The sequence below is a fragment of the Actinoplanes sp. NPDC051513 genome, assembly GCF_044454685.1.
Lineage (GTDB): Bacteria > Actinomycetota > Actinomycetes > Mycobacteriales > Micromonosporaceae > Actinoplanes.
In genome coordinates, this window is sequence record NZ_JBITDW010000012.1 from 134,605 (window position 1) to 155,981 (window position 21,377).

Genomic DNA, 21,377 nt, shown 5'->3' on the forward strand with positions numbered 1-21,377 from the left:
GTCTGACGGGGACCACCGTCGCCCGGCGGCGGTAGTGCCGTCGATTACGCCGGAGGTAATGGCGGCCGTTCCCGCGCGGCGCCTACGCTCCGGCCATGAGCGACGTGGGGGTGCTGCTGCGGTCGTGGCGGACGCGGCGACGGTTGAGCCAGCTCGAGCTGTCGTCGCGGACGGGGGTGTCGGCGCGGCATCTGTCGTTCGTGGAGACCGGCCGGGCGCAGCCCACCCGCGACATGATCCTGCGGCTCGCCTCGCGGCTGGACGTGCCGCTGCGCGGGCAGAACGAGCTGCTGCTGGCCGGCGGGTTCGCGCCGGCCTGGGCGGAGTCGTCGCTGGGCGGCGCCGCGCTCGCCGAGGTGCTGTCCTCGCTGCGCGACGTCCTCGAGGGCCACTCGCCGTACCCCGCGGTGCTGATCGACCGGCACTGGACGATGATCGACGCGAACGCCCCGGTGTCGATGCTCGTCGAGGGCTGCGCGGCCGAGCTGCTCGAGCCGCCGGTCAACGTGCTGCGGCTGTCGCTGCACCCGGACGGGATGGCGCCACGCATCCGCAACCTCGCCGAGTGGCGCACCCACGTGCTGCACCGCCTCGACCAGCAGGCCGCGCACACGGCCGACCCGGTGTTGCGCGCGCTGCACGCGGAGCTCACGGCGTATCCCGGCGGGCTCGTGGCCGAGCGGCCCGGCGGGCTGGTCGTGCCGCTGCGCGTCGACGACCTCTCGTTCTTCAGCATCACGTCGGTGCTCGGCACGCCGCTCGACGTCACGCTGGCCGAGCTCGCCATCGAGTCGTTCCTGCCCGCCGACGCCGCCACCGCGTCCGCTCTGCGCCGCCGCTGAGTGTCTGCGCCGCCGCTGAGTGTCTGCGCCGCCGCTGAGTGGGCCGGCGCCGAGTGGCAGGATCGGAAGTATGGATCTCGGTCTCGACGGTCGCGTGTACATCATCACCGGGGGTTCACGCGGGCTGGGCTTCGCCACCGCGCGGGCGCTGGTCGCGGACGGGGCGGAGGTGGTGCTCTCCTCGCGCTCGGGCGCCAACGTCGCCGAGGCCGCGGCATCGCTCGGCCCCCACGCGTACGGCGTGGCCGCCGACCTGACCGATCCCGAGACCCCCGATCTGCTGGTCCGCGAGGCGAACGCCCGCTTCGGGCGCCTCGACGGCGCATTCGTCTCGGTCGGCGGCCCGGCGATGGGCACAGCGGCCGGGGTGACCGACGACCAGTGGCGGTCGGCGTTCGAGACCGTCTTCCTCGGGTCGCTGCGGGCCATGCGGGTCTTCGCGGGGGCGCTGACCGACGGTGGCGCGATCGGGATCGTGCTGTCCACGTCGGCGAAGACGCCGCTGACCAACCTGGGCCTGTCGAACGGGCTGCGGCCGGGCCTGGCGATGGCCGCGAAGGACATGGCCGACGAGTACGGGCCGAGGGGCATCCGGGTCTTCGGGCTGATGCCCGGCCGGATCCTGACCGACCGCAACCGGGAGCTGTTCGCGGCGACCGGCGACGCCGAGGCGGCCGCGGCACACACCGCCGAGGCGATCCCGCTGCGCCGCATCGGGGAGCCGGAGGAGTTCGGCAAGGTGGCGGCGTTCGTGCTCTCGCCCGCCGCCGGCTACCTGACCGGCCTGGTCATCCCCGTGGACGGGGGTTCCCTGCGTGCCCTCTGACCGGCGGCCGGCAGCCCCCGCCGACGAGTTTCGCCGGCCGGCCGCGGCCGAGGTCGCGGCCGCCGTGGGCCGCACCATTCCCGACCTCGTCGGCCCCGGCCTGCGGGTGCTGTTCTCCGGGATCAACCCCAGCCTCTACTCGGCCGCGACCGGCCACCATTTCGCCCGTCCCGGCAACCGCTTCTGGCCGGCGCTGCACCGCTCCGGCTTCACCCCGCGACTGCTGCACCCGTCCGAGCAGTCCGGCCTGCCCGCCATGGGCCTGGGCATCACCAACGTGGTGGCGCGGGCGACCGCGCGGGCCGACGAGCTGTCCCCGGCCGAGCTGGTCGAGGGCGGCGAGATCCTGGCCGCGCTGGCCGCCCGCCACCGCCCCCGGTACCTGGCCGTCCTCGGCGTGACCGCCTACCGCACCGCCTTCGGCCGCCGCACAGCCGCGATCGGCGCGCAGGACGAGACGATCGGCGGCGTGCCGGTATGGGTGCTGCCCAACCCGAGCGGCCTCAACGCGCACTTCCAGCTCGACGACCTGGCGGTCGAGTTCGCCCGCCTGCTGGCCGCTGTCGATGTCCTGGATCGTGCTCCGCTACCGTGATGGGTCATGACGACCAGGATCAGCGAGTTGCTGGCTACCGCCGCCGAGCGGACCGTTGCGGTGGTTGACGGCATCGAGGACGACCAGCTCCTCAACCCCACCCCGTGCACCGAGTACCAGGTGCGCGACCTGGTGAACCACCTCTTCCAGGGTGTGGTGAACTTCCAGGCGCTCGCCGCGAAGCAGCCCGTCGACTGGGCGGCCGCGCCCGATTTCATCGACGGCGACTGGCGCTCCCGGTTCGCACAGGAGACCCGCAAGGTCGTCGAGGCCTGGTCCGACCCGGCCGCCGTCGAGGGCGACAACCCCGCCATGGGCATGTCGCAGGAGCTCGTCGCCAACCTGGCGCTGGTCGACCTGACCGTGCACGGCTGGGACCTCGCCCAGGGCACCGGGCAGGACTTCACACCGGCCCCCGAGGTCGTCGCCGCGATCGGCCCGTTCACCGAGCAGATGGCCCCGAGCGGCCGCGAGATGGGCGTCTTCGCCGAGATGACCGACTTCCCGCCGGACGCCGACGACTTCGTCCGCCTGCTCGCCCACACCGGCCGCAAAGCCGGCTGACGCAGGTCAGGGCTCGATCGAGCCCGCCGGCACGGTGACCACCTCGATGTCGCTCTCCTCGTAGGGTGGCGCCTCCGGCGAGGCCGCCACCGCGAACTGCGTGCGGTACAGCTCCGCGTACAGCCCACCGGCCGCCACCAGCTCCTCGTGCCGGCCCCGCTCGACGATGCGGCCGTGGTCGAGCACGAGGATCTGGTCGGCGTCGCGCACCGTCGAGAGCCGGTGGGCGATCACCAGCGCCGTCCGCCCCTGAAGCGCCGCCGACAGCGCGCGCTGGACGGCCGCCTCCGACTCGCTGTCGAGGTGAGCGGTGGCCTCGTCCATGATGACGATCGACGGGTGCTTGAGCAGCAGCCGCGCGATCGCTATCCGCTGCTTCTCGCCGCCGGAGAAGCGATAGCCGCGCTCCCCCACCACCGTGTCGAGGCCGTCCGGCAGGGCGTGCACCAGGTCGGCGACCTGCGCCCCGGCCAGCGCCGCCCACATCTCGTCCTCGGTGGCGCCGGGCTTCGCGTACCGCAGATTTTCGGCGATGGTCTCGTGGAACAGGTGGGAATCTTGGGTGACGACGCCGATGGCGTCGCGCAGCGACCCCAGCGTGGCGTCGCGCACGTCGACCCCGCCCACCAGCACCGCGCCCTCGGTGACGTCGTAGACCCGGGAGACCAGCATCGACGTCGTCGACTTGCCGGCGCCCGACGGCCCGACCAGCGCGACCATCTGCCCCGGCTCGACGGTGAAGTCGACGCCCTTGAGCACCGGCTCGGACTCGGTGCGGTCGAGGGTGGCGACGTCTTCCAGGGTCGCCAGCGACACCTCGCTCGCGCTCGGGTAGCGGAAGTGCACGTCGCGGAACTCGACCCGGCCCGCGCCGGCCGGGATGCCGACCGCGCCGGGCTTCTCGGAGATGCCGGGCGCGAGGTCGAGCACCTCGAAGACCCGGTCGAAGGAGACCAGCGCGCTCATCACGTCGACCCGCACGTTGCTCAGCGCGGTCAGCGGGCCGTAGAGACGGGTCAGCAGCAGCGCGAGCGTGACCACCGTGCCGGCCGTGACCGAGCCGGTGACCGCGAGCCAGCCGCCGAGCCCGTAGGTCAGAGCCTGGGCCAGCGACGCGACCAGCAGCATTGCCACGAAGAACGTGCGCGAGAACATCGCCTGCTGCACCCCGATGTCGCGCACCCGCTCGGCGCGCGAGGCGAAATGCGCGGCCTCGTCGTCGGGGCGGCCGAACAGCTTGACCAGCAGGGCGCCCGAGACGTTGAACCGCTCGGTCATCGTCGCGTTCATCTTGGCGTCGAGGTTGTACGACTCGCGGGTGATCTCGGCGAGCTTCTTGCCGACCCGGCGGGCCGGGATGATGAAGACCGGCAGCAACGCGAGCGACAGTGCCGTGATCTGCCAGGACAGGCTGAACATGACCGCGGCCGTGAGCACGAGCTGGATGACGTTGCTGACCACGCCGGAGAGCGTCGAGGTGAAGGCGCGCTGCGCGCCCATCACGTCGTTGTTGAGCCGGCTGACCAGGGCGCCCGTCTGGGTACGGGTGAAGAACTGCAGCGGCATGCGCTGGACGTGGTCGTACACCCGGGTGCGCAGGTCGAGGATGATGCCCTCGCCGATGCGAGCCGAGTACCACCTCTGGGCGAGCGACAGCAGCGCGTCGACGACCGCGAGCGCCCCGATGGCCAGGGCCAGGCGGATGACCACGCCGGCCGCGTCGTCGCGCCCGCCGGTGATCGCGTTGACCACGTGGCCGGCGAGCAGCGGGGTGGCCACGCCGATGAGGGCGTCGAAGACGACGGTCACGAGGAAGACCACGATGTCGCGGCGATAGGGACGGGCAAAGCGCAGGATCCTGCGGGTCGTGCCGCGGGTGAGGCGGTGCTGGGTGACCCGATCGGAATTCTGGATCGAGCGCAACATGCTCCAGCTCGACATGGCTGGTGAGGGGCCCATCGGTTCACCTCCCGGGCTGTCGTTCGGCGGGCAGGTGACAGTCTGCCCGGCGGGTACGACAACTCGGGACGGCCTTGATTTACTCCCGGCTTACTCGCCGGCGCCGAGGAGATCGCGAATACGGCGGGTCTGCGCCTCACGCTCGGCGCGATCCTGCTCGGCATAAGATCGCTGACCGATCCCGCTGAACAAGCCCTTGATCTCGGGAACCGCCCCGTCGGGAGCATTCAGAATGGCCGCGGAAAGATCGGAAACGGCGCCTTCCAACTCGGCGGCGGGTACCACCGCGGTAGCCAGTCCGATCCGGTCGGCCTCGTCGGCCGCGATGCGACGCCCCGTGACGCAGATCTCCAGCGCGCGAGAGGGACCGACCAGCTCGGCCAGCCGCTTCGTGCCGCCCAGATCGGGCACGAGGCCGAGCGTCACCTCCGCCATCGAGAACCGCGCATCGTCCGCGAGAACGCGCATGTCGCAGTTCAGAGCTAGCTGGAATCCGGCGCCGATGGCATGTCCCTGTACCGCGGCGATCGTCACGATCGACGGGTTACGCAACCAGCTGAACGCGGACTGGAAGCCCGCAATGCGATCCGCGCACTCCGACGGCGACAAGTGTGCGAGAGTGGCCAGAGAAGAATCCCCGTCGGAGCGCGCGACCGACAGATCCAGGCCCGCGGAAAACGCGCGTCCCGCACCACGCACAATGACGACTCGCACGTCGCCAGGTAATTTCCGTGAAATGTTCGCGAGCTCGGCCCACATCGCAGGAGTCTGCGCATTGAGCACCTCGGGCCGGCACAACGTCACCGTTGCGACCGGCCCGTCCAGGTCGTAGCGAACGCCCGCCTCGTCGGCAGGAACGGCACTACCGGGCTCGACGTTGTCCGGCGTCACGCCTTCTTGCGCCGGCGAGCGCCGCCGCGCTGGCGGAGCTGCACGCCCGACTCGGTGAGCACGCGGTGCACGAATCCATAGGAACGTCCGGTCGAAGCCGCGAGCGCGCGAATGCTCTCGCCGGAGGTGTAACGCTTGACCAGATCCTTCGCCAGTGACTGGCGCTCGCTGCCGACGATTCGGCGACCCTTCTCAGTGCTGGTGGCTGTGCCGGTGGCTGCCATGTTGAATCCTCACGTCCCAGACTGTGCGGTTCGATACGGTCCCACCTATTAGACCGCCTCCAACGATCATGCGCTAGGTATCCTGGCTTAGCCAACGTGCCCATTTAGCACTGTCAGGAACTTGACGCTGACCACCCGCATCAATGTCAGACACTTAACAGACGTTAGGGCCGCCGATTTTCCGACCACCTGGTAGGTAGCGGGACCCCCACGCCCAAGACCATCGATCACCTGCGGAAACACTCGATCGAGGACCCACAGTGACGGGACATGACGCACCGTCGATGTGACGAACACGCACCGCCGTGATCGCGAGTGTGCCAACTTTGCCGCGCCCGGACCCGTGTCCGGGCTGCCCGCAAACGCCCGAACGTCGCACTGTCTGTGTGGGCACCAGTTGACAACTGACGATCGTTCGGGCATCAGCTGACTCGATTCAGCCCTACGAATCCGGGACGAACCGGCTCATGCCAACTCGACGAGCTCCAGCAGGTCGTCGCTCCACGCGTCCTCGTCGCCGTCCGGCAGCAGGATCGCACGGTCGGGCTTGAGCGCCTGCACGGCGCCCGCGTCGTGGGTGACCAGCACGATCGCGCCCGGGTAGTTGGCGATCGCGTCCAGCACCTGCTCGCGGCTGATCGGGTCGAGGTTGTTGGTGGGCTCGTCGAGCAGCAGCACGTTGGCGCCCGAGCAGACCAGCGTGGCCAGGGCCAGCCGGGTCTTCTCGCCGCCGGAGAGCACGCCGGCCGGCTTGTCCACGTCGTCGCCCGAGAACAGGAACGCACCGAGAATCTTGCGCAGGTCGGTGTCGGTCTGGTCGGCGGCCGCGCTGCGCATGTGCTCGAGGATCGTGCGGTCGACGTCGAGCGTCTCGTGCTCCTGGGCGTAGTAGCCCAGCCGCAGGCCGTGGCCCGGCCGCACCTCACCGGTGTCGGGCGTGAGCAGGCCGCCGAGGATGCGCAGCAGGGTCGTCTTGCCGGCGCCGTTGAGGCCGAGGATCGCGACCCGGGAGCCACGGTCGACCGCGACGTCGACGTCCGTGAAGATCTCCAGGCTTCCGTACGACTTCGACAGCCCCGACGCGGTGAGCGGTGTCTTGCCGCACGGGGCCGGGTTGGGGAAGCGCACCTTGGCCACCTTGTCGGAGACGCGGGTCTCCTCCAGGCCGCCGAGCAGCTTCTCGGCCCGGCGCGCCATGTTCTGCGCCGCCACGGTCTTGGTCGCCTTCGCGCGCATCTTGTCGGCCTGGGCCATCAGGGCGCCGGCCTTCTTCTCGGCGTTGGCCCGCTCGCGGCGGCGCCGGCGCTCGTCGGTCTCGCGCTGCTCGAGGTACTTCTTCCAGCCGACGTTGTAGATGTCGACCACCGAGCGGTTGGCGTCGAGGTACCACACCTTGTTGACCGCGGCCTCGAGCAGCTCGACGTCGTGGCTGATCACCACGAGGCCGCCCTTGTGCTGCGCCATGTAGCCGCGCAGCCAGGCGATCGAGTCTTGATCGAGGTGGTTGGTGGGCTCGTCGAGCAGCAGGATGCCCTTGCCGTTCTGCCCCGAGTCGGCGAACAGGATGCGGGCGAGCTCGATGCGGCGGCGCTGGCCGCCGGAGAGGGTGCCGATGGTCTGGGCGAGAGCCCGGTCGGGCAGGCCCAGGTTGGCGCAGATGCGGGCGGCCTCGGCCTCGGCGGCGTACCCGCCCAGGGCCGAGAACTGGTCCTCGAGGTGGCCGTAGCGGCGGACGAGCTTGTCGTCGGCGCTCTCCTCGAGCTCGACCTCGAGCTTCTGCATCTCGGCGAGGATCGCGTCGAGCCCGCGGGCGGAGAGCACCCGGTCGCGGCCGGTGACGTTCAGATCGCCCGTACGCGGGTCCTGCGGGAGGTAGCCCACCTCGCTGGTGCGGTCGATGGCGCCCGTGTACGGGCTGCCCTCGCCGGCCAGCACCTTCAGCGTGGTGGTCTTGCCGGCGCCGTTACGGCCGACCAGGCCGATCCGGTCGCCGGGCTGCACCCGCAGCGTGGTCGGGGACAGCAGGATCCGGGCGCCGGCACGAAGTTCCAGTCCGGTGGCGGTGATCATTTCGAAACTCGCTCTCGAGAGGAAGGCTGACTCCGGGCACACGAAAGCGCCGGCCAGCTAGTGGTCGGCGCGGGGCAGGTCAGCCTTCGCAGAGCAGCACTCCGCCATACTACCGGGCGTGCAGCAGCACCTCCCACCCGATTACCGACCAAGATCAACGGGTATCCGTGGCGCAACCCCGCGTCAGTGAGGATGAGATGGAACTCAACGAGAACGCTGACATCGACACCAGCCAGGTCGAGGACCAGCGTGGGTCGGGTGGGGGCGGCGGCTTCGGCGGCCTGCCCATCCCGATCGGCGGAGGCGGTCTGGTCGGCCTCATCATCACCGTCGTCCTGCTCGTGGTCGGCGGCTACTTCGGCGTGAACCAGCTCGGCGGCAGCAGCGGCAACTCGGGCGACAACACCAACCTCCAGCAGGAGTGCGCCGACCAGAAGACCGCGAAGACGAAGCTGGACTGCCGCAACGTTCTCTACATCAACTCGATCCAGGCCTTCTGGAAGGAGGCCGAGCCCCAGTACTTCGGCAAGCAGTACCAGCCGGCCAAGACGGTCCTGTTCGCCAACCGGGTCAGCACCGGCTGCGGCGCCGCCGACTCCGGGGTCGGCCCGTTCTACTGCCCCGCCGACGACCGGGTGTACATCGACCTCACCTTCTACCAGCTGCTCGGCAAGCAGTTGGGCGCGCCGGGCGAGTTCGCCCAGCCCTACGTGCTCGCCCACGAGTACGGCCACCACATCCAGGACCTGGTCGGCACCGAGGCCAAGATGCGCCGGGCCCAGCAGCAGACGTCGTCGAAGGCCGAGCAGAACCTGCTCTCGGTGAAGCTGGAGCTGCAGGCCGACTGCTACGCCGGGGTCTGGGCGAACCACGCGACCGAGACGAAGTCGGCCAACGGCCAGCCGATCTTCAAGAGCATCACCGACCAGGACATCCAGGAGGGCCTGGACACCGCCAAGCAGATCGGCGACGACACGCTGCAACAGCGCGGCGGCCAGACGATCAACCCGGCGGAGTTCACCCACGGCACCTCGGCCGACCGGCAGAAGTGGTTCAAGAGCGGCTTCGACTCGGGCGACCCGGCCAAGGCCTGCGACACCTTCGCCTCGGGCGCGGTGCAGCAGGGAGACTAGGGTCTGGGTCGATGTGGGGGCCGCAGCCCGTCTCCCACGTCGACCCAGACCCTAAGGCTCCTTCACCAGCACGGACACGGCCCGGGCCCCGGCGACCGCGGACACCAGCACCGCGTGCCGGGGCTCGGGCACGTCCAGGAATCGCTCGGCGCGCAGGCGGGCGAGCGGGGCCAGGGTGGGTGCCGCGAGAACCGCGTCGACGGCGGAACGGTCACCGCCGGTGACGAGCACGGCCATTTCCCGTACGCGCGGAAGAAGAATGCGCCCCACGATGCCGGCGCCATCGGCAGCCGCCGCTTTTGCCTGATTGTCGCGCCGGCGCGCGAAGCGCTGCTGCGACCAGCCCCCCGCCGCCGTGCGCCCCTGGACGTAGTGGGTATCCACCTTGGACGCGAGCAGCTCGGGCCCGTCGGCGATGCCCACCGCGACCGCCCCCTTGCGCGCGAGCAGCAGCCCCACCCGCCGCGACGCCTGAGCCTCACGGATCAGCTCGGCCATGGTCTCCACCGCCGGCGCGCCGGGAGGCGTGCGCCATTCCGCCGAGGCGCCGTCCTCCGCGATCAAGGTCAAACCCTGTTCCGCGTACGCCCCGTGCCGGGTCACGAAGTTCTCGAGCCATCGTGGCAGCCGTTCGGGAGCGACATCGACCCACTTTCCGCCGCCCGCCGCCGTCCGCTCGCCCATTCTTGTCAGACTACGGTGGCAGGATGCTGGCCGTGACCGACCTGGCAGGCACCCTCCTCGGCCGGCTCGACGCCGACTTCTCCGTGCGGCGCGACCCCGAGCGCGCGGCGGCGATGGCCGCCTACATGCGCGACCAGTTCGAGTATTTCGGCCTGGCGGCCCCCGCGGTGCGCGCCGTCGAGCGCTCGGCGTTCGCCGGGCTCCCCCGCCCCACGGCCGACGACCTGCGCGCCGTGACGCTCGGCTGCTGGGAACGCGACGAGCGCGAGTTCCAGTACGCGGCCTGCGACTACCTGCGAAAATTCGTGTCGGCGGCCGATCCCGGTTTCGTCCCGGTCCTGCGCACGCTGATCACGACGAAGTCCTGGTGGGACACGGTCGATCCGCTCGCCACCCGGGTCACCGGCGATCTCGTGCGAGCCCATCCCGCGCTGGTCGGCACGATGGACGCGTGGTCGGCCGACGAGAACATGTGGCTGGTCCGCACGGCCCTGCTGTTCCAGCTGCACTATGGCGAGGCCACCGACACCGAGCGGCTCTTCGAGTACTGCGCTCGCCAGGCGGGCCACCGCGATTTCTTCGTCCGCAAGGCCATCGGCTGGGCCCTGCGCCACTACGCCCGCACCGACGCTTCGGCGGTGCGGGCGTTCGTGGAGACGACACCAACCCTGTCCGGGCTGTCGAGGAGAGAAGCGATGAAGCATCTCTAAAGGAGGTGGATGGCGAGGATCGCGATCACCGCGGCCGAGACCAAGGCGGTGATCATGCGGCCCCGTTCGCCGGTGAGGAGGCGGCCGATCAGGGAGCCGCCGCCCGCGATCAGCAGCTGCCAGCTCGCCGAGGCCAGGAAGGCGCCGATCACGAACCAGGCGCCACCGCCCTCCCCCGAGCGCCCGAGCACCAACGCCGCGAAGTAGACGACGGTGGCCGGGTTGAGCAGGGTCAGGGCCAGGATCCCGGTGTAGGCGCGCAATGGCGTGGCCGGCTTCTCCGAACGGGCCTCGCCCGGCTTGCGGAAGGCGGTCCGCGCGGTCAGCACGGCCAGGCCGAGCAGCACGGCGGCCGCCGCCCAGCGCAGCGGCGTCGCAATCGGCGCGATCAAGCCCGCGACGGCCGCGCCGCCGACGACCGCGATCAGCGCGTAGATGCCGTCGGCGGTCGCCGCGCCCATGCCGGCGGCCGCGCCGACCCGTAGCGAGGTGCGGGCGCTGAGACCGGCGATCAGGACGCCGATGGCGCCCACGGGCATGGCGACGCCGTAGCCGGCGATCACGCCGGCCAGCAACGGCGCGCTCACGACAGCTGCTGGCGGACCGACCCTTCGAGGACGGGCGTCTGCTGTCGGGCGGCCCGATCGGCCGCGGCGACAGAGACGAGCGGATGCTTCAGCAGCGTGGTCATGCGACCAGGATGGCGGCGCGCGCCCGGACGGCGCCACCGATTTTCACCCCCCGGCGGAGGCAGGCGGTGGAGGCAGGCGACGACGCTCGCGCCTTGCCCGGCGCGGGCCTACGGGTTGCCCACCAGCCAATTGCCGATCCGCTGGTCGACGTAGGCCAGCACGGTCTCGATGTCCCCCACCATGTCGGGCATCCGGGCCAGCGCCACCAGCGAGGCATGCAGCTGCCCCGACCCGGCCGCCAGCCAGCTGTACTCGTCGAAGAGCGCGTTGAGGTCGGCGAGCCACCGCTCGTTGGTGGCGCGGAGGCTCGCGAGCCGCACCCGGAACGTCTCCAGCTCGCCGCGCATCTCGTCGGCGCCGGCGACGGACTTGCTCCGGTCCAGCTTGCCGAGGACGTCGGGCGTCCGCCGGCGGCGCTCGAGCAGGGCCACGGCGCGCGCGGCCGCGATGATCGCGCCGGGCCGGTCGGTCAGCGACGCCCAGCCGTCGGTGACCACCCCGAGGAGGCTCTCGGCGAGCCACGCGGCGTTCGCGTCGTCGCGCTCGGCCCGGTCGAGCACCGCCGTCGCCGTGCGCAGCCATTCGTCGGGCGAGGCCGCGATCAACCCGCCGAGCACGTCGACCGCGGTCTCGGTGGGGCAGTCGTGGTGGCCGGCGAGGGTGCGCAACAGCGTGTCGGCGTACGCGATCTGCATTTCCGGCTCCCAGCCGGGGAATTCCGCGGCGATCCGCACGCAGCGCCGGTAGGTCTCGGCGGGGTCGGTCCCCGAGACCGGCAGCAGCCAGACCGCCATCAGCGCCTGCGCCGCGGACGGGCAGTTGTCCCGCCACCACGAGGCGAACATCAGCGTGGTCGGACCGAGGCGGGAGTCGAGCAGCGGCTCCACGGTGTGCCAGACCAGCTCGTTGTTCATGCAGCCCTGGAAGAACACCCGCCGGCGTCGCGCCTCCATCTCGTAGCTGTCGGTGATCGTGGCGCTTCCGCGCTCCGACTCCGCGCGCCGGAACAGCCAGTGCGGGTCGACCCGCGGCGCCGTGAACGTGCCGTCGTCGAGCGTGATCCGCACGTCGCGCCCGCCCGGACCCGTACACCGGTCGACCGCGAGCGAACCGACCAGCGTGCCCCAGCCCTCGTTGTCGAGCTGGGCGTGCCAGAGCAACGCGTGGTCGTGCCACTGCCGGAACGGCTCGTAGTGGGCGGGCTCCGCGAGCTCCCCGAAGCGCAATCCGCCCGACGTGACGACCGCGAGAAGCATGAGATTCGCCGTGTACGCGGCGAAGCGGGCGGCCACCGTCTTGCCGGGGGCGGGACGGTACCCGGAGGCGGGCCAGTCCCCGCTGCGCTCGCACTGCCGGAACATCCGGATCAGCACGTCGGTCCAGCGTTCCCGCTCCTCGGGCGCCATCGTGGCCGCGCGCCCGGCGAGGAACTGCACGATCGGCGCCCGGGCGGTGAGCGGCGCGACCGACAGCAGATCCGTCATCAGGTCGTTGCCGGTCATCGGCCGCACCGCCATGGTCACGGCGTCGCGCGCGACCGCCTCCGCGAGCAGCTGCCAGGTGAAGCGGGCAACCAGGTACTCGCCGAAGGTGGAGTGCAGGAACTCGTACGCCCGCCGGGTCGCCCCGCCCCGGACGGCCTGAGCCCGATGCACGAAGAAGAAGCGCCCGAAGATCAGCTCGGATTCGGTGAGCGCGTCGGCGCTCACCGTCGGTGTGCGGCCGGGAGCGGGGTCACCCAGCGTGGCCCGCAGATCTTCACCCACCGCGTCCTCGGTGACCCACTGCGCCGAACGGTTGAGCATCGCGAACGCGACCACGGCGAGCCGGGTCAGCTCCTGCTCGGCGAGCGCGTCGAGGGCCCCGGGCGAGAGGTTGGCGAAGGCCTTGCCGACCTCACGGCGGGCGAATCCGACCAGCAGCTGCTCGTAGAGCTCGCCGGTGGTGAGCGGGCCGGCCGGGCCGTGGCGCAGGGCCTTGCCGTCGCTGTCGTAGAGGGCGAGCATCAGCAGCAGCAGCGGCTGGGACGCGAGGTCGCGATGCGCGAGCACATCGTCGGCGGCCAGGTGGATGGTGTTCGCCTCGTTCCACGCGTCCACCCAGCCCCGGATCCGCGGCTCGTCGAAGGGCTGCAGACGCAGCAGCATCGTCTCGGGCGGCAGAGTGGCGCGGTTGGCGACGCTGGTACGGCTGGTCACGATCACGGCGGCGGCCCGGCCCTGCTCGCGCTCGCGCTGCTGGAACTCGGCCGCCCGCTGCAGGAAGTCGTTCTGGCTGACCCCGGTGGCCTGCAGCAGCTCGTCGAAACCATCGAAGACGATCACGGGTACGGCGTCGATCGAGCGCGCCAGCGCCGGCCACGTCGTCTCCTCGGTGGTGGCGGCGAGCACCGCCTGCTCGATCTGCTGCTGCAATGGCAGGGCGCTGTCGACGTCGCGCAGCGGCACCCTGATCGGCAGGAACCGGGTGGTGGAGAGCCGGGCCGCGAGGATGCGGGTGAGCACGGACTTGCCGGCGCCGGGCTGGCCGAGCACCAGCATCGGGGCGCGAAGGGCGCGCGGCGTGCCGAGGTACCCGGCCAGGAAGCGGTCGATGTCGTGGCGCACGCCGGCGTTCTGCCAGAAGGCCTCGTCCACCGGGGAGGCGTCCGTGCGCTCGGCGACCTGGAACGCGGGCGGGATGTAGCCGCGGTCCAGAGTGGGCACGTCGAGCCCGTCCGGCAGGTCGATCGACTCGACGATGCGGTGCTCGAGCATGGCGGCGTGGGCCCGCTGGAGGGCCTTGGCCACGCCCTCGGCCTCGTTCTCGGCGGCGGCCTCGCGCAGGAGCCGTTCCAGCTCGCGCAGCGACGGCTCGAGGGCGTCGAGCCGGCCCTCGATCGCCTTGCGGTGCCGGTGGTCGATCCACAGGGCCATGTCGGGGCAGTCGGCCATGAGGTTGAGCAGCATCTCGTCGTACCGCTGCCGCGCCCGCCGCCCGCCGGCGTGGATGTCGCCCAGCAGGATGTTCCGCTCGCCCTCGCTGAGCTCGTCGAACGGGGCCAGGCCGGCGAGGAAGCGGCCCAGGTCGGCGGTGAGCCGGTCGTAGAAACCCTCGAGGGCGGCGAGGAACCGCTCGTTCGGGATGTGCGGCTCGGGCATCGGCACCCCGGCCCGCAGCGCCGCCGAGGTGAGGTCGCGCGCGCCGTCGGCGCCCTGGCCGGCGAGGCGCAGCTGATCGTGCCGGGTGAGCCGGGCCCAGGACAGGTCGACGTCGGCGATCGCGTCGAAGTACGCGGCGATCACGATGATGGTATGCGCGGCGGCGAGCCGGTCGGTGCGGTCGCGGCGGCCCGAGCCGACCATCGCGCGGGCCGTGGTGTTGACCAGCTCGCCGGAGACGCGGGCCAGCTCGGCGCGCAGGTCGAGCAGCGCGAGCAGCTGCGGCGCGGCCACGGCGGCGCCCGCGAGCAATCCGCCGGTCATTGTGTTGACGCGCTGGTAGACGGCCGATTCCGGTCCACCGCCGAGGATGCGTACCGCGTCCGCGTAACTGATCGTCCTAGCCACGACACCGATTGTCGCATCCCGCATTCATATTTACCGATGTCGGGCATAAATGGAATGATCCTCGTATAAGTGGCAGTATCCGGTTTGTGGGTCAGGAGTTGCTGTACCGCAGCGAGCGGACACAGGTCTCCCGCCAGACCGCACCCGACGGCGACGGGGCCGTTGTGTGCAAGCGCGCCCTCGGCCCCGCACCCCACCGGGGCTCCATCTTCGTCCTGACGCTCCCCCTGTCCCCGCACGACGGCCCCCACCAGTCCACCCTCCACGCCGCCGCCACCGCCCCCGGCTGACCCGCCCGACCCCTCGCCGCTCGACGCCCGGCCCCTCGCCGCCCGGCCCCCTCGCCGCTGGCCGCCCGCCGCCCACCGCCCACCGCCCGCCGCCCGCCGGCCGCCGGGCGCCGCCGAACTTGATGTCTTGCCGCGCGCTCGGCGCGGGAATTCATCAACGCCGTGTGGCGCCCAGCGGGATGGCGGGAACCGCCCACCCAGAAGGTCGTCAGGCCGGATACGGTGGGGGCGTGCGGGTGGTAGCTGAGCTGATCCTGGTGCGGCACGGGCAGAGCCTGTCGAATGTGGCCTTCCCGGCCGCGGACGCGAAAGGTCTCCTCGATGCGGAGGTGAGCGGCCGCGACGCCGAGGTCCCGCTCACCGAGATCGGCGAGGCACAGGCCGCCGCGGTCGGCGGCTGGCTCGCGGCCCTGCCGTCCGAGCAGGTGCCGCAGGTCGTCATCACCTCGCCCTACCTGCGGGCCCGCGAGACGTGGCGCATCGCCGCCGAGTCGTCGGGCCTCGACCTCCCGTCATCCAAGACCGACGACCGCCTGGTCGACCGCCTGATGGGCGACCTCGAGATGATGACCCGCGCCGCGGTGGCCGAGCGCTTCCCCGGCGAGGCCGCCCGCCGCTCCGAGGCCGGCGAATACCGCTACACCCCGCCAGGCGGCGAGTCCTTCGCCGACGTGGAGGCCCGCCTGGCCTCGTTCCTCACCGACCTGAACCGCGACCACGCCGGCGACCGCGTGGCGGTGGTCGCCCACGACGCCGTGGTCCTGATGATGCGCGCCGTCATCCAGCAGCTGGGTTGGGACGAGGTGGTGGCCATGGAACGCGCCGAGGGCACCGTCCGCAATGCCTCCGTCTCCCAGTTCCTCGCCCGCGAGAACCGCCTGGAACTGGTCCGCTACAACTCCGTGGAACACCTCCCCAGCGTCTGATCCACACAGGTGCCAACCCACCGGCGGGGCCCAACCGACCGCAACGCACCCCGCGACGGCACACCCAGCCAGATGGGCGCGGCGGCGCGGCCCAGCCAGATGGCGCGGGCGGCGCGGCCTCCAGGGCGGGAGCGGGCGGCTTACTCCGTGGGTGACCACCTCAGCAGGTCGGTGAATACCGAACGGTCGCCGTCGATGCGGAGGGTGTCGGCGGGGATGCGCTGGTAGAGGGCGAGGACCAGGTCGCTGGCGGAGCCGTGGACGGTCGTCACCGGGTCGCCGCTCGCGGCCGGATCGAAATCGACGCCCGCGGGAGACAGGTCGACCAGCCAGGTCGGACCCTCGGTAGCGGTGAAGGCGACTCGCGCGGGGCGGTGGGGCCACGGGCCGAGACAGGACATGCCGACGCTGAGGAACTCGGCGACGCCGTCGACCGCCACCGCGGCGGGGAGCGGGTCGGGTTTGCCGGCGGATTCCTGCGCGTCGTACGCGTGGACGGCCGCCTCCTGCACCTGGTGGCGGGCCACCGCGCCGGCCGTCATGGGGGCGCCGGAGGGTTCCCACCACGTCCACGCGGGGCTGTCGGGGCCGGCGGCACGCAGCGCGCCCAGCAGCAGGGCGGTCGACGCGGCCGACCACTCGAGCAGGTCGCCCTGGGGGTCGATGTCGCCGCGCTGCTCGGTCGTGGGTGGGCCGGATGTGTCGGCCAGCCTCGTGGTGACGGCCCAGAAACGCTGGACCGAGCCGAGGTGGTAGATGAGGTCGTCGAGCGTCCAGTCGGGGCAGCCGGGCACGCGAACCTCGAGCGACGACGCGGCCGCGGCGGCGGAGCGCAACGCCGCGGACCGGTCGTCGATCAGGGTCAGAAGGTCATCGAAGGGAGGCGTCTCGGTCATCCCCCGGTTCTATCAGCGGGGTACGACAGAAACGGCTCAGACGTTGAAGCCCAGCGCCCGCAACTGCTCGCGGCCGTCCTCGGTGATCTTGTCGGGGCCCCACGGCGGCAGCCACACCCAGTTGATCCGGAAGTCGTTGACCAGGCCACCGCCCGGGCCGGTGGTGAGCGCCGACCGGGTCTGCTCCTCGATCACGTCGGTGAGCGGGCAGGCCGCCGAGGTCAGCGTCATGTCCAGCGTGACCACGTTGTCGTCGTCCACGAACGTGCCGTAGACCAGCCCGAGGTCCACCACGTTGATCCCGAGCTCGGGGTCGACGACGTCCTTCATCGCCTCCTCGACGTCCGCGATCGACGCCTTCGCCACCGAAGCGGCGGGCGCGGCAGACTCAGCAGACGCGGCGGGCTCAGCAGGCGCGGCGGGCTCAGCAGACGCGGCAGCCTCAGCAGGCGCGGCGGCGTTGAGGTCGACCGCAGGCGCCTCGGTAGCCGAGCCGGCAGCGGCGGCCGCGGCACGCTCCTCGGCCAGCCAGGACGGAGTCTGGTCGGTCAGGGACTCGTCAGCAACGGACTGGTCAGCAACGGAATTGTCAGTCATGCCTTCACCTCCGGGCTCACGCCCACGTCCACGCCGGCACGCGCCGCCGCGTCCTTGAAAGCCATCCAGGGCAGCAGCGCGCACTTCACCCGGGCCGGGAACTTCGCCACCCCGGCGAACGCCACCGCGTCCCCGAGCACGTCCTCGTCCGGCTCGACCTGCCCACGACCCTGCATCAGCTCGACGAACGCCTCGTGAACCGCGGCGATCTCGGCGGCCGAATGCCCCACGAGCAGCTCGTGCAGAACCGACGCGGAGGCCTGCGAGATGGAACAGCCCAGCCCGTCGTACGAAATATCAGAGAAATCCGAGGCGACCCGTACGGTGATCTCGTCGCCGCACGTCGGGTTCACGTGATGGGCTTCCCCGTCGAAGGGGTCGCGCAGCCCGCGCCCGTGCGGATGCTTGTAGTGATCGAGAATGATCTCCTGGTACAGGGTGTCGAGCATCATCAGCCGAACACCTTCCGCACCTGGTCGAGGCCCCGCGCCAGCGCGTCGATCTCATCGGTGCTCGTGTACAGGTAGAACGACGCCCGCGTCATGGCCGGCACGCCGAAACGGGCGCACGTCGGCTTCGCACAATGATGTCCCACGCGTACCTCAACACCGAGCGCGTCCAAGATCTGCCCGACGTCGTGCGGGTGCACTCCCTCCACCGCGAAGGAGACCGTGCCGCCTCGCCCTTCGGGCGTCGCGGGCCCGAAAATGCGAACTCCGGGCACATCGTTCAAGGTCTTCAGCGCGTACGCCGTGATGTCCTGCTCGTGCTGGTGGATCGCCTCCATGCCCAGCCCGGTCAGGTAGTCCACGGCCGCGCCGAGCCCGATCGCCTCGGCAATCGGCGGCGTGCCCGCCTCGAACCGCGCCGGCGGGGCGGCATAGGTCGTCCCCGCCATCGTCACGGTCTCAATCATCGAGCCGCCACCGAGGAACGGCGGCATCTTCGCGAGCAGCTCGAACCGCCCCCAGAGCACGCCGATGCCGGTCGGCCCGAGCATCTTGTGCCCGGTGAACGCAATGAAGTCGACCCCGAGCCCGCGCACGTCGACCGGCAGGTGCGGCACCGACTGCGAGCAGTCGAGGGCCACCAGCGCGCCGACCTCACGAGCCCGCGCCACGATCCGCGAGACGTCGTTGATCGTGCCGAGCGTGTTGGACATGTGCACAACCGAGACCAGCTTCGTGCGCTCGTTGACGAGATCGGTCAACGAAGACTCGTCGAGGCGGCCGTCGTCGGTGATGCCGAACCAGCGCAGCGTGGCGCCGGTCCGCTCGCAGAGCAGCTGCCACGGGACGATGTTGGAGTGATGCTCCATCTCGGAGATCACGATCTCGTCGCCCGGTTCGAGCGCCAGCATCTGCCCGGCCGAGTGGGCGATCAGGTTGAGCGCCTCGGTCGAGTTCTTCGTGAAGACGATCTCGTCGGGCGTGCCGGCGTTCACAAACGCCGCGATCTTGGCGCGGGCGTCCTCGTACGCCGTCGTCGCCTCGGTGCCGAGCGTGTGCACCGAGCGGGACACGTTGCCGTTGTGCCGCTCGTTGTGCACGCGCATGGCATCGAGCACCTGGCGAGGCTTCTGCGAGGTGTTAGCGCTGTCCAGATAGACCAGGGGGTGGCCGTTGACCTCCCGCTCGAAGATCGGGAAGTCGGCTCGCACCCGGCCCACGTCGAACGTCATTGTTCCGCTCCCCGACTCAGACCTGGGCGGCCACGTAGCGCTCGTAGCCCTCGGCTTCCAGCTGCTCGGCCAGCTCCGGCCCACCCTCCTGGACGATCTTGCCGGCGACGAAGACGTGCACGAAGTCCGGCTTGATGTAGCGCAGGATCCGGGTGTAGTGGGTGATCAGCAGCAGGCCGGTCTCGCCGGTCTCACGCACCCGGTTGACGCCCTCGCTGACGATCCGCAGCGCGTCGATGTCGAGGCCCGAGTCGGTCTCGTCGAGGATCGCCATCTTCGGCTTGAGCAGCTCGAGCTGCATGATCTCGTGCCGCTTCTTCTCACCGCCGGAGAAGCCCTCGTTGACGTTGCGCTGGGCGAACGCCGGGTCGATCTGCAGCTTCTCCATCGCGCCGCGCAGCTCGCCGGCCCACGTACGCAGCTTCGGCGCCTCGCCATCGATCGCGGTCTTCGCGGTACGCAGGAAGTTCGCCACCGACACGCCGGGCACCTCGACCGGGTACTGCATGGCCAGGAACAGGCCCGCGCGGGCACGCTCGTCCACGGTCATGGCCAGCACGTCCTCGCCGTCCAGCGTGACCGAGCCGCCGGTGATCTGGTATTTCGGGTGGCCCGCGATCGAGTAGGCCAGCGTCGACTTGCCCGAGCCGTTCGGACCCATGATCGCGTGGGTCTCGCCGGCCTTCACGGTGAGGTCGACCCCGGACAGGATCGGCTTGAGCTCGCCCTCGGGCAGCTTCACCGACACCTTGAGGTCGCGGATCTCCAGGGTGCTCACGGCATTACTCCATTACTCGGCTCGGTCGAAACGTAGATGTCGCCGTCGCGGATCTCGACGGGGAAAACGGCCACCGGCTCGGTGGCGGGCAGGCCGGTGGGCGCGCCGGTACGCAGGTCGAACCGGGAACCGTGCAGCCAGCATTCGAGCGTGCAACCGTCCACCTCACCCTCGGAGAGGGCGACCGAGGCGTGCGAGCACTCATCGCGTACGGCATAGATGTTGTCGTCATCGGCGTGCACCACCGCGACGTCGACGCCGGAGATCTCCACCGAGATCGCCGAGCCCTTGGCGACGTCGGCGACCGCGCCGACCAGCTCGAAACTCACGCGCCCGCCTCGGTCAACCTCGCCTCGATCGCGTCACCGAGCCGCGTGCGCAGCTCCTCGACCGGGATCTTGTTGATCAGCTCGGCGAAGAAGCCGCGAACCACCAGCTTGCGCGCCTCACCCTCGGGGATGCCGCGGGCCATCAGGTAGAACAGCTGCTCGTCGTCGAAGCGGCCGGTCGCGCTCGCATGCCCGGCGCCGGCAATCTCGCCGGTCTCGATCTCCAAGTTGGGTACGGAGTGAGCGATCGCGCCGTCGGTCAGGATCAGGTTGCGGTTGATCTCGTACGTGTCGGTGCCGGTCGCCGTGGCCCGGATCAGCACGTCGCCCACCCAGACGGTCTTCGCCGAGGCGCCCTGCAGCGCCCCGCGGTAGCCCACGTAGCTACGGCAGTCCGGAACGGTGTGGTCGACCAGCTGGCGGTGCTCGAAGTGCTGGCCCGCGTCGGCGAAGTAGAGGCCCCAGAGCTCGGCGTCGCCGCCGCGGCCCGCGTACTCCACGGACGTGAACTGGCGGACCAGGTCGCCGCCGAGCGCCACCTGCACGTGCTGCGCCCGGGCGTCCTTGCCGACCCGGAACTTCACGTGCTGCGCCTGCACCGCACCCGCGTCCCACTCGGCCACCGTCACGAAGGTCAGCTGAGCGCTGTCTCCGATCACGACCTCGATGTTGTCGGCGAGCGTGGCCGTACCCGTCTGCTCCAGAACGACGGTGACCTTGGCGAACGCACCCACCTTGACCACGGTCCTGGCCGCGGCGGCATCGCCGCCCTTGCCCACCACACGCACGACGACCGCCTCGCCAGGCTCGGTCTCGGGCGCCACCTCGATCAGCGTGACGCCGTCGGCCGAGCCGTAGGCCAGCGCGGAGATCCGGTCGAACGGCGTCAGCACCGCCTCGGCCTGGTCGGCCTGCTTGACGTCGACGTGCTTGACCGACACGCCGACCGGCAGCTCACCGTGCTCGACCGCCGGCGCGACACCGTCCAGCTTCGAGGCGGTGACCAGCGCGCCGAGCCGCTTGAGCGGGGTGAACCGCCACTCCTCCTCCAGCCCGTTCAGGGCCGGGAAGTCCGCGACGTCGAAGGAGCGCAGCACCTGCGACTTGGTGCTGGGCGGGGCAAAAGTTTCCGTGGTCATGGT

22 protein-coding genes are annotated in these 21,377 nt (G+C 70.9%); 8 read left to right on the forward strand and 14 right to left on the reverse strand.

Annotated features, from left to right (window positions below; translation table 11 throughout):
* Nucleotides 1-95 precede the first annotated feature (95 nt).
* From ACIA5D_RS32255 to ACIA5D_RS32270, 4 genes are all read left to right on the forward strand, one after another.
* Entirely contained in the window at nucleotides 96-842 is a 747-nt protein-coding gene (locus ACIA5D_RS32255) for a helix-turn-helix domain-containing protein (RefSeq protein ID WP_396034129.1), read from the forward strand.
* 70 nt (nucleotides 843-912) lie between these two features.
* On the forward strand, nucleotides 913-1,668 hold the full coding sequence (locus tag ACIA5D_RS32260) for an SDR family oxidoreductase (protein ID WP_396034130.1): 756 nt from the start codon (nucleotides 913-915) through the stop codon (nucleotides 1,666-1,668).
* On the forward strand, nucleotides 1,658-2,263 hold the full coding sequence (mug, locus tag ACIA5D_RS32265; protein ID WP_396034131.1) for a G/U mismatch-specific DNA glycosylase: 606 nt from the start codon (nucleotides 1,658-1,660) through the stop codon (nucleotides 2,261-2,263). The genes ACIA5D_RS32260 and mug overlap by 11 nt, the downstream gene beginning before the upstream one ends.
* Nucleotides 2,264-2,269: 6 nt before the next feature.
* The gene (locus ACIA5D_RS32270; protein WP_396034132.1) at nucleotides 2,270-2,827 is read left to right on the forward strand and encodes a TIGR03086 family metal-binding protein; all 558 of its coding nucleotides are present in this window, start codon (nucleotides 2,270-2,272) and stop codon (nucleotides 2,825-2,827) included.
* A gap of 6 nt (nucleotides 2,828-2,833) precedes the next feature.
* Here ACIA5D_RS32270 and ACIA5D_RS32275 read toward each other — a convergent pair whose 3' ends face one another.
* The 4 genes from ACIA5D_RS32275 to ACIA5D_RS32290 form a co-directional block, all read right to left on the reverse strand.
* Entirely contained in the window at nucleotides 2,834-4,786 is a 1,953-nt protein-coding gene (locus tag ACIA5D_RS32275; protein WP_396034133.1) for an ABC transporter ATP-binding protein, read from the reverse strand.
* A gap of 90 nt (nucleotides 4,787-4,876) precedes the next feature.
* Nucleotides 4,877-5,677, reverse strand: a complete 801-nt coding sequence (locus ACIA5D_RS32280; RefSeq protein WP_396034134.1) for an enoyl-CoA hydratase/isomerase family protein — start codon at nucleotides 5,675-5,677, stop codon at nucleotides 4,877-4,879.
* The gene (locus tag ACIA5D_RS32285) at nucleotides 5,674-5,901 is read right to left on the reverse strand and encodes a helix-turn-helix domain-containing protein (protein ID WP_014441759.1); all 228 of its coding nucleotides are present in this window, start codon (nucleotides 5,899-5,901) and stop codon (nucleotides 5,674-5,676) included. The genes ACIA5D_RS32280 and ACIA5D_RS32285 overlap by 4 nt, the downstream gene beginning before the upstream one ends.
* 465 nt (nucleotides 5,902-6,366) lie before the next feature.
* On the reverse strand, nucleotides 6,367-7,971 hold the full coding sequence (locus tag ACIA5D_RS32290) for an ABC-F family ATP-binding cassette domain-containing protein (protein ID WP_396034135.1): 1,605 nt from the start codon (nucleotides 7,969-7,971) through the stop codon (nucleotides 6,367-6,369).
* Nucleotides 7,972-8,168: 197 nt separating this feature from the next.
* Between ACIA5D_RS32290 and ACIA5D_RS32295 the strand changes: the two genes are divergently transcribed.
* The gene (locus ACIA5D_RS32295; protein ID WP_396034136.1) at nucleotides 8,169-9,104 is read left to right on the forward strand and encodes a neutral zinc metallopeptidase; all 936 of its coding nucleotides are present in this window, start codon (nucleotides 8,169-8,171) and stop codon (nucleotides 9,102-9,104) included.
* Nucleotides 9,105-9,155: 51 nt separating this feature from the next.
* On the opposite strand, the gene ACIA5D_RS32300 is transcribed toward ACIA5D_RS32295, so the two are convergent.
* Nucleotides 9,156-9,788: an acVLRF1 family peptidyl-tRNA hydrolase gene (locus ACIA5D_RS32300; protein WP_396034137.1), complete on the reverse strand. Its 633-nt coding sequence runs from the start codon at nucleotides 9,786-9,788 to the stop codon at nucleotides 9,156-9,158.
* A 23-nt stretch (nucleotides 9,789-9,811) separates the two neighbouring features.
* Here ACIA5D_RS32300 and ACIA5D_RS32305 point away from each other — a divergent pair, with 23 nt between their 5' ends.
* Nucleotides 9,812-10,498, forward strand: coding sequence for a DNA alkylation repair protein (locus ACIA5D_RS32305; protein ID WP_396034138.1), 687 nt, complete (start codon nucleotides 9,812-9,814; stop codon nucleotides 10,496-10,498).
* On the opposite strand, the gene ACIA5D_RS32310 is transcribed toward ACIA5D_RS32305, so the two are convergent.
* Nucleotides 10,495-11,037, reverse strand: a complete 543-nt coding sequence (locus ACIA5D_RS32310; RefSeq protein ID WP_396034196.1) for a LysE family transporter — start codon at nucleotides 11,035-11,037, stop codon at nucleotides 10,495-10,497. The two genes, ACIA5D_RS32305 and ACIA5D_RS32310, sit on opposite strands and share 4 nt — an antisense overlap.
* A 260-nt stretch (nucleotides 11,038-11,297) precedes the next feature.
* Entirely contained in the window at nucleotides 11,298-14,738 is a 3,441-nt protein-coding gene (locus tag ACIA5D_RS32315) for an NACHT domain-containing protein (protein WP_396034139.1), read from the reverse strand.
* An 86-nt stretch (nucleotides 14,739-14,824) separates the two neighbouring features.
* Between ACIA5D_RS32315 and ACIA5D_RS32320 the strand changes: the two genes are divergently transcribed.
* Entirely contained in the window at nucleotides 14,825-15,028 is a 204-nt protein-coding gene (locus tag ACIA5D_RS32320) for a hypothetical protein (protein ID WP_396034140.1), read from the forward strand.
* A gap of 230 nt (nucleotides 15,029-15,258) precedes the next feature.
* Nucleotides 15,259-15,954 carry a histidine phosphatase family protein gene (locus tag ACIA5D_RS32325; protein ID WP_396034141.1) on the forward strand — a complete coding sequence of 232 codons (696 nt, stop codon included), beginning with the start codon at nucleotides 15,259-15,261 and terminating at the stop codon, nucleotides 15,952-15,954.
* Between the two features lie 140 nt (nucleotides 15,955-16,094).
* On the opposite strand, the gene ACIA5D_RS32330 is transcribed toward ACIA5D_RS32325, so the two are convergent.
* From ACIA5D_RS32330 to sufD, 7 genes are all read right to left on the reverse strand, one after another.
* Complete coding sequence (locus tag ACIA5D_RS32330; RefSeq protein WP_396034142.1) at nucleotides 16,095-16,850, reverse strand: maleylpyruvate isomerase family mycothiol-dependent enzyme; 756 nt, start codon at nucleotides 16,848-16,850, stop codon at nucleotides 16,095-16,097.
* 36 nt (nucleotides 16,851-16,886) lie between these two features.
* A complete protein-coding gene (locus tag ACIA5D_RS32335; protein WP_396034197.1) occupies nucleotides 16,887-17,378 on the reverse strand; it encodes a metal-sulfur cluster assembly factor in 492 nt (163 codons plus the stop codon).
* Nucleotides 17,379-17,443: 65 nt separating this feature from the next.
* The gene (gene sufU, locus ACIA5D_RS32340) at nucleotides 17,444-17,899 is read right to left on the reverse strand and encodes a Fe-S cluster assembly sulfur transfer protein SufU (protein ID WP_396034143.1); all 456 of its coding nucleotides are present in this window, start codon (nucleotides 17,897-17,899) and stop codon (nucleotides 17,444-17,446) included.
* Nucleotides 17,899-19,128, reverse strand: coding sequence for a cysteine desulfurase (locus ACIA5D_RS32345; protein WP_396034144.1), 1,230 nt, complete (start codon nucleotides 19,126-19,128; stop codon nucleotides 17,899-17,901). The genes sufU and ACIA5D_RS32345 overlap by 1 nt, the downstream gene beginning before the upstream one ends.
* Nucleotides 19,129-19,144: 16 nt before the next feature.
* The gene (gene sufC / locus ACIA5D_RS32350; RefSeq protein WP_396034145.1) at nucleotides 19,145-19,906 is read right to left on the reverse strand and encodes a Fe-S cluster assembly ATPase SufC; all 762 of its coding nucleotides are present in this window, start codon (nucleotides 19,904-19,906) and stop codon (nucleotides 19,145-19,147) included.
* Nucleotides 19,903-20,235: a non-heme iron oxygenase ferredoxin subunit gene (locus tag ACIA5D_RS32355; protein WP_396034146.1), complete on the reverse strand. Its 333-nt coding sequence runs from the start codon at nucleotides 20,233-20,235 to the stop codon at nucleotides 19,903-19,905. Before ACIA5D_RS32355 ends, sufC begins: the two co-directional genes overlap by 4 nt.
* Complete coding sequence (gene sufD, locus ACIA5D_RS32360) at nucleotides 20,232-21,374, reverse strand: Fe-S cluster assembly protein SufD (protein ID WP_396034147.1); 1,143 nt, start codon at nucleotides 21,372-21,374, stop codon at nucleotides 20,232-20,234. The genes ACIA5D_RS32355 and sufD overlap by 4 nt, the downstream gene beginning before the upstream one ends.
* Between the last annotated feature and the right edge of the window lie 3 nt (nucleotides 21,375-21,377).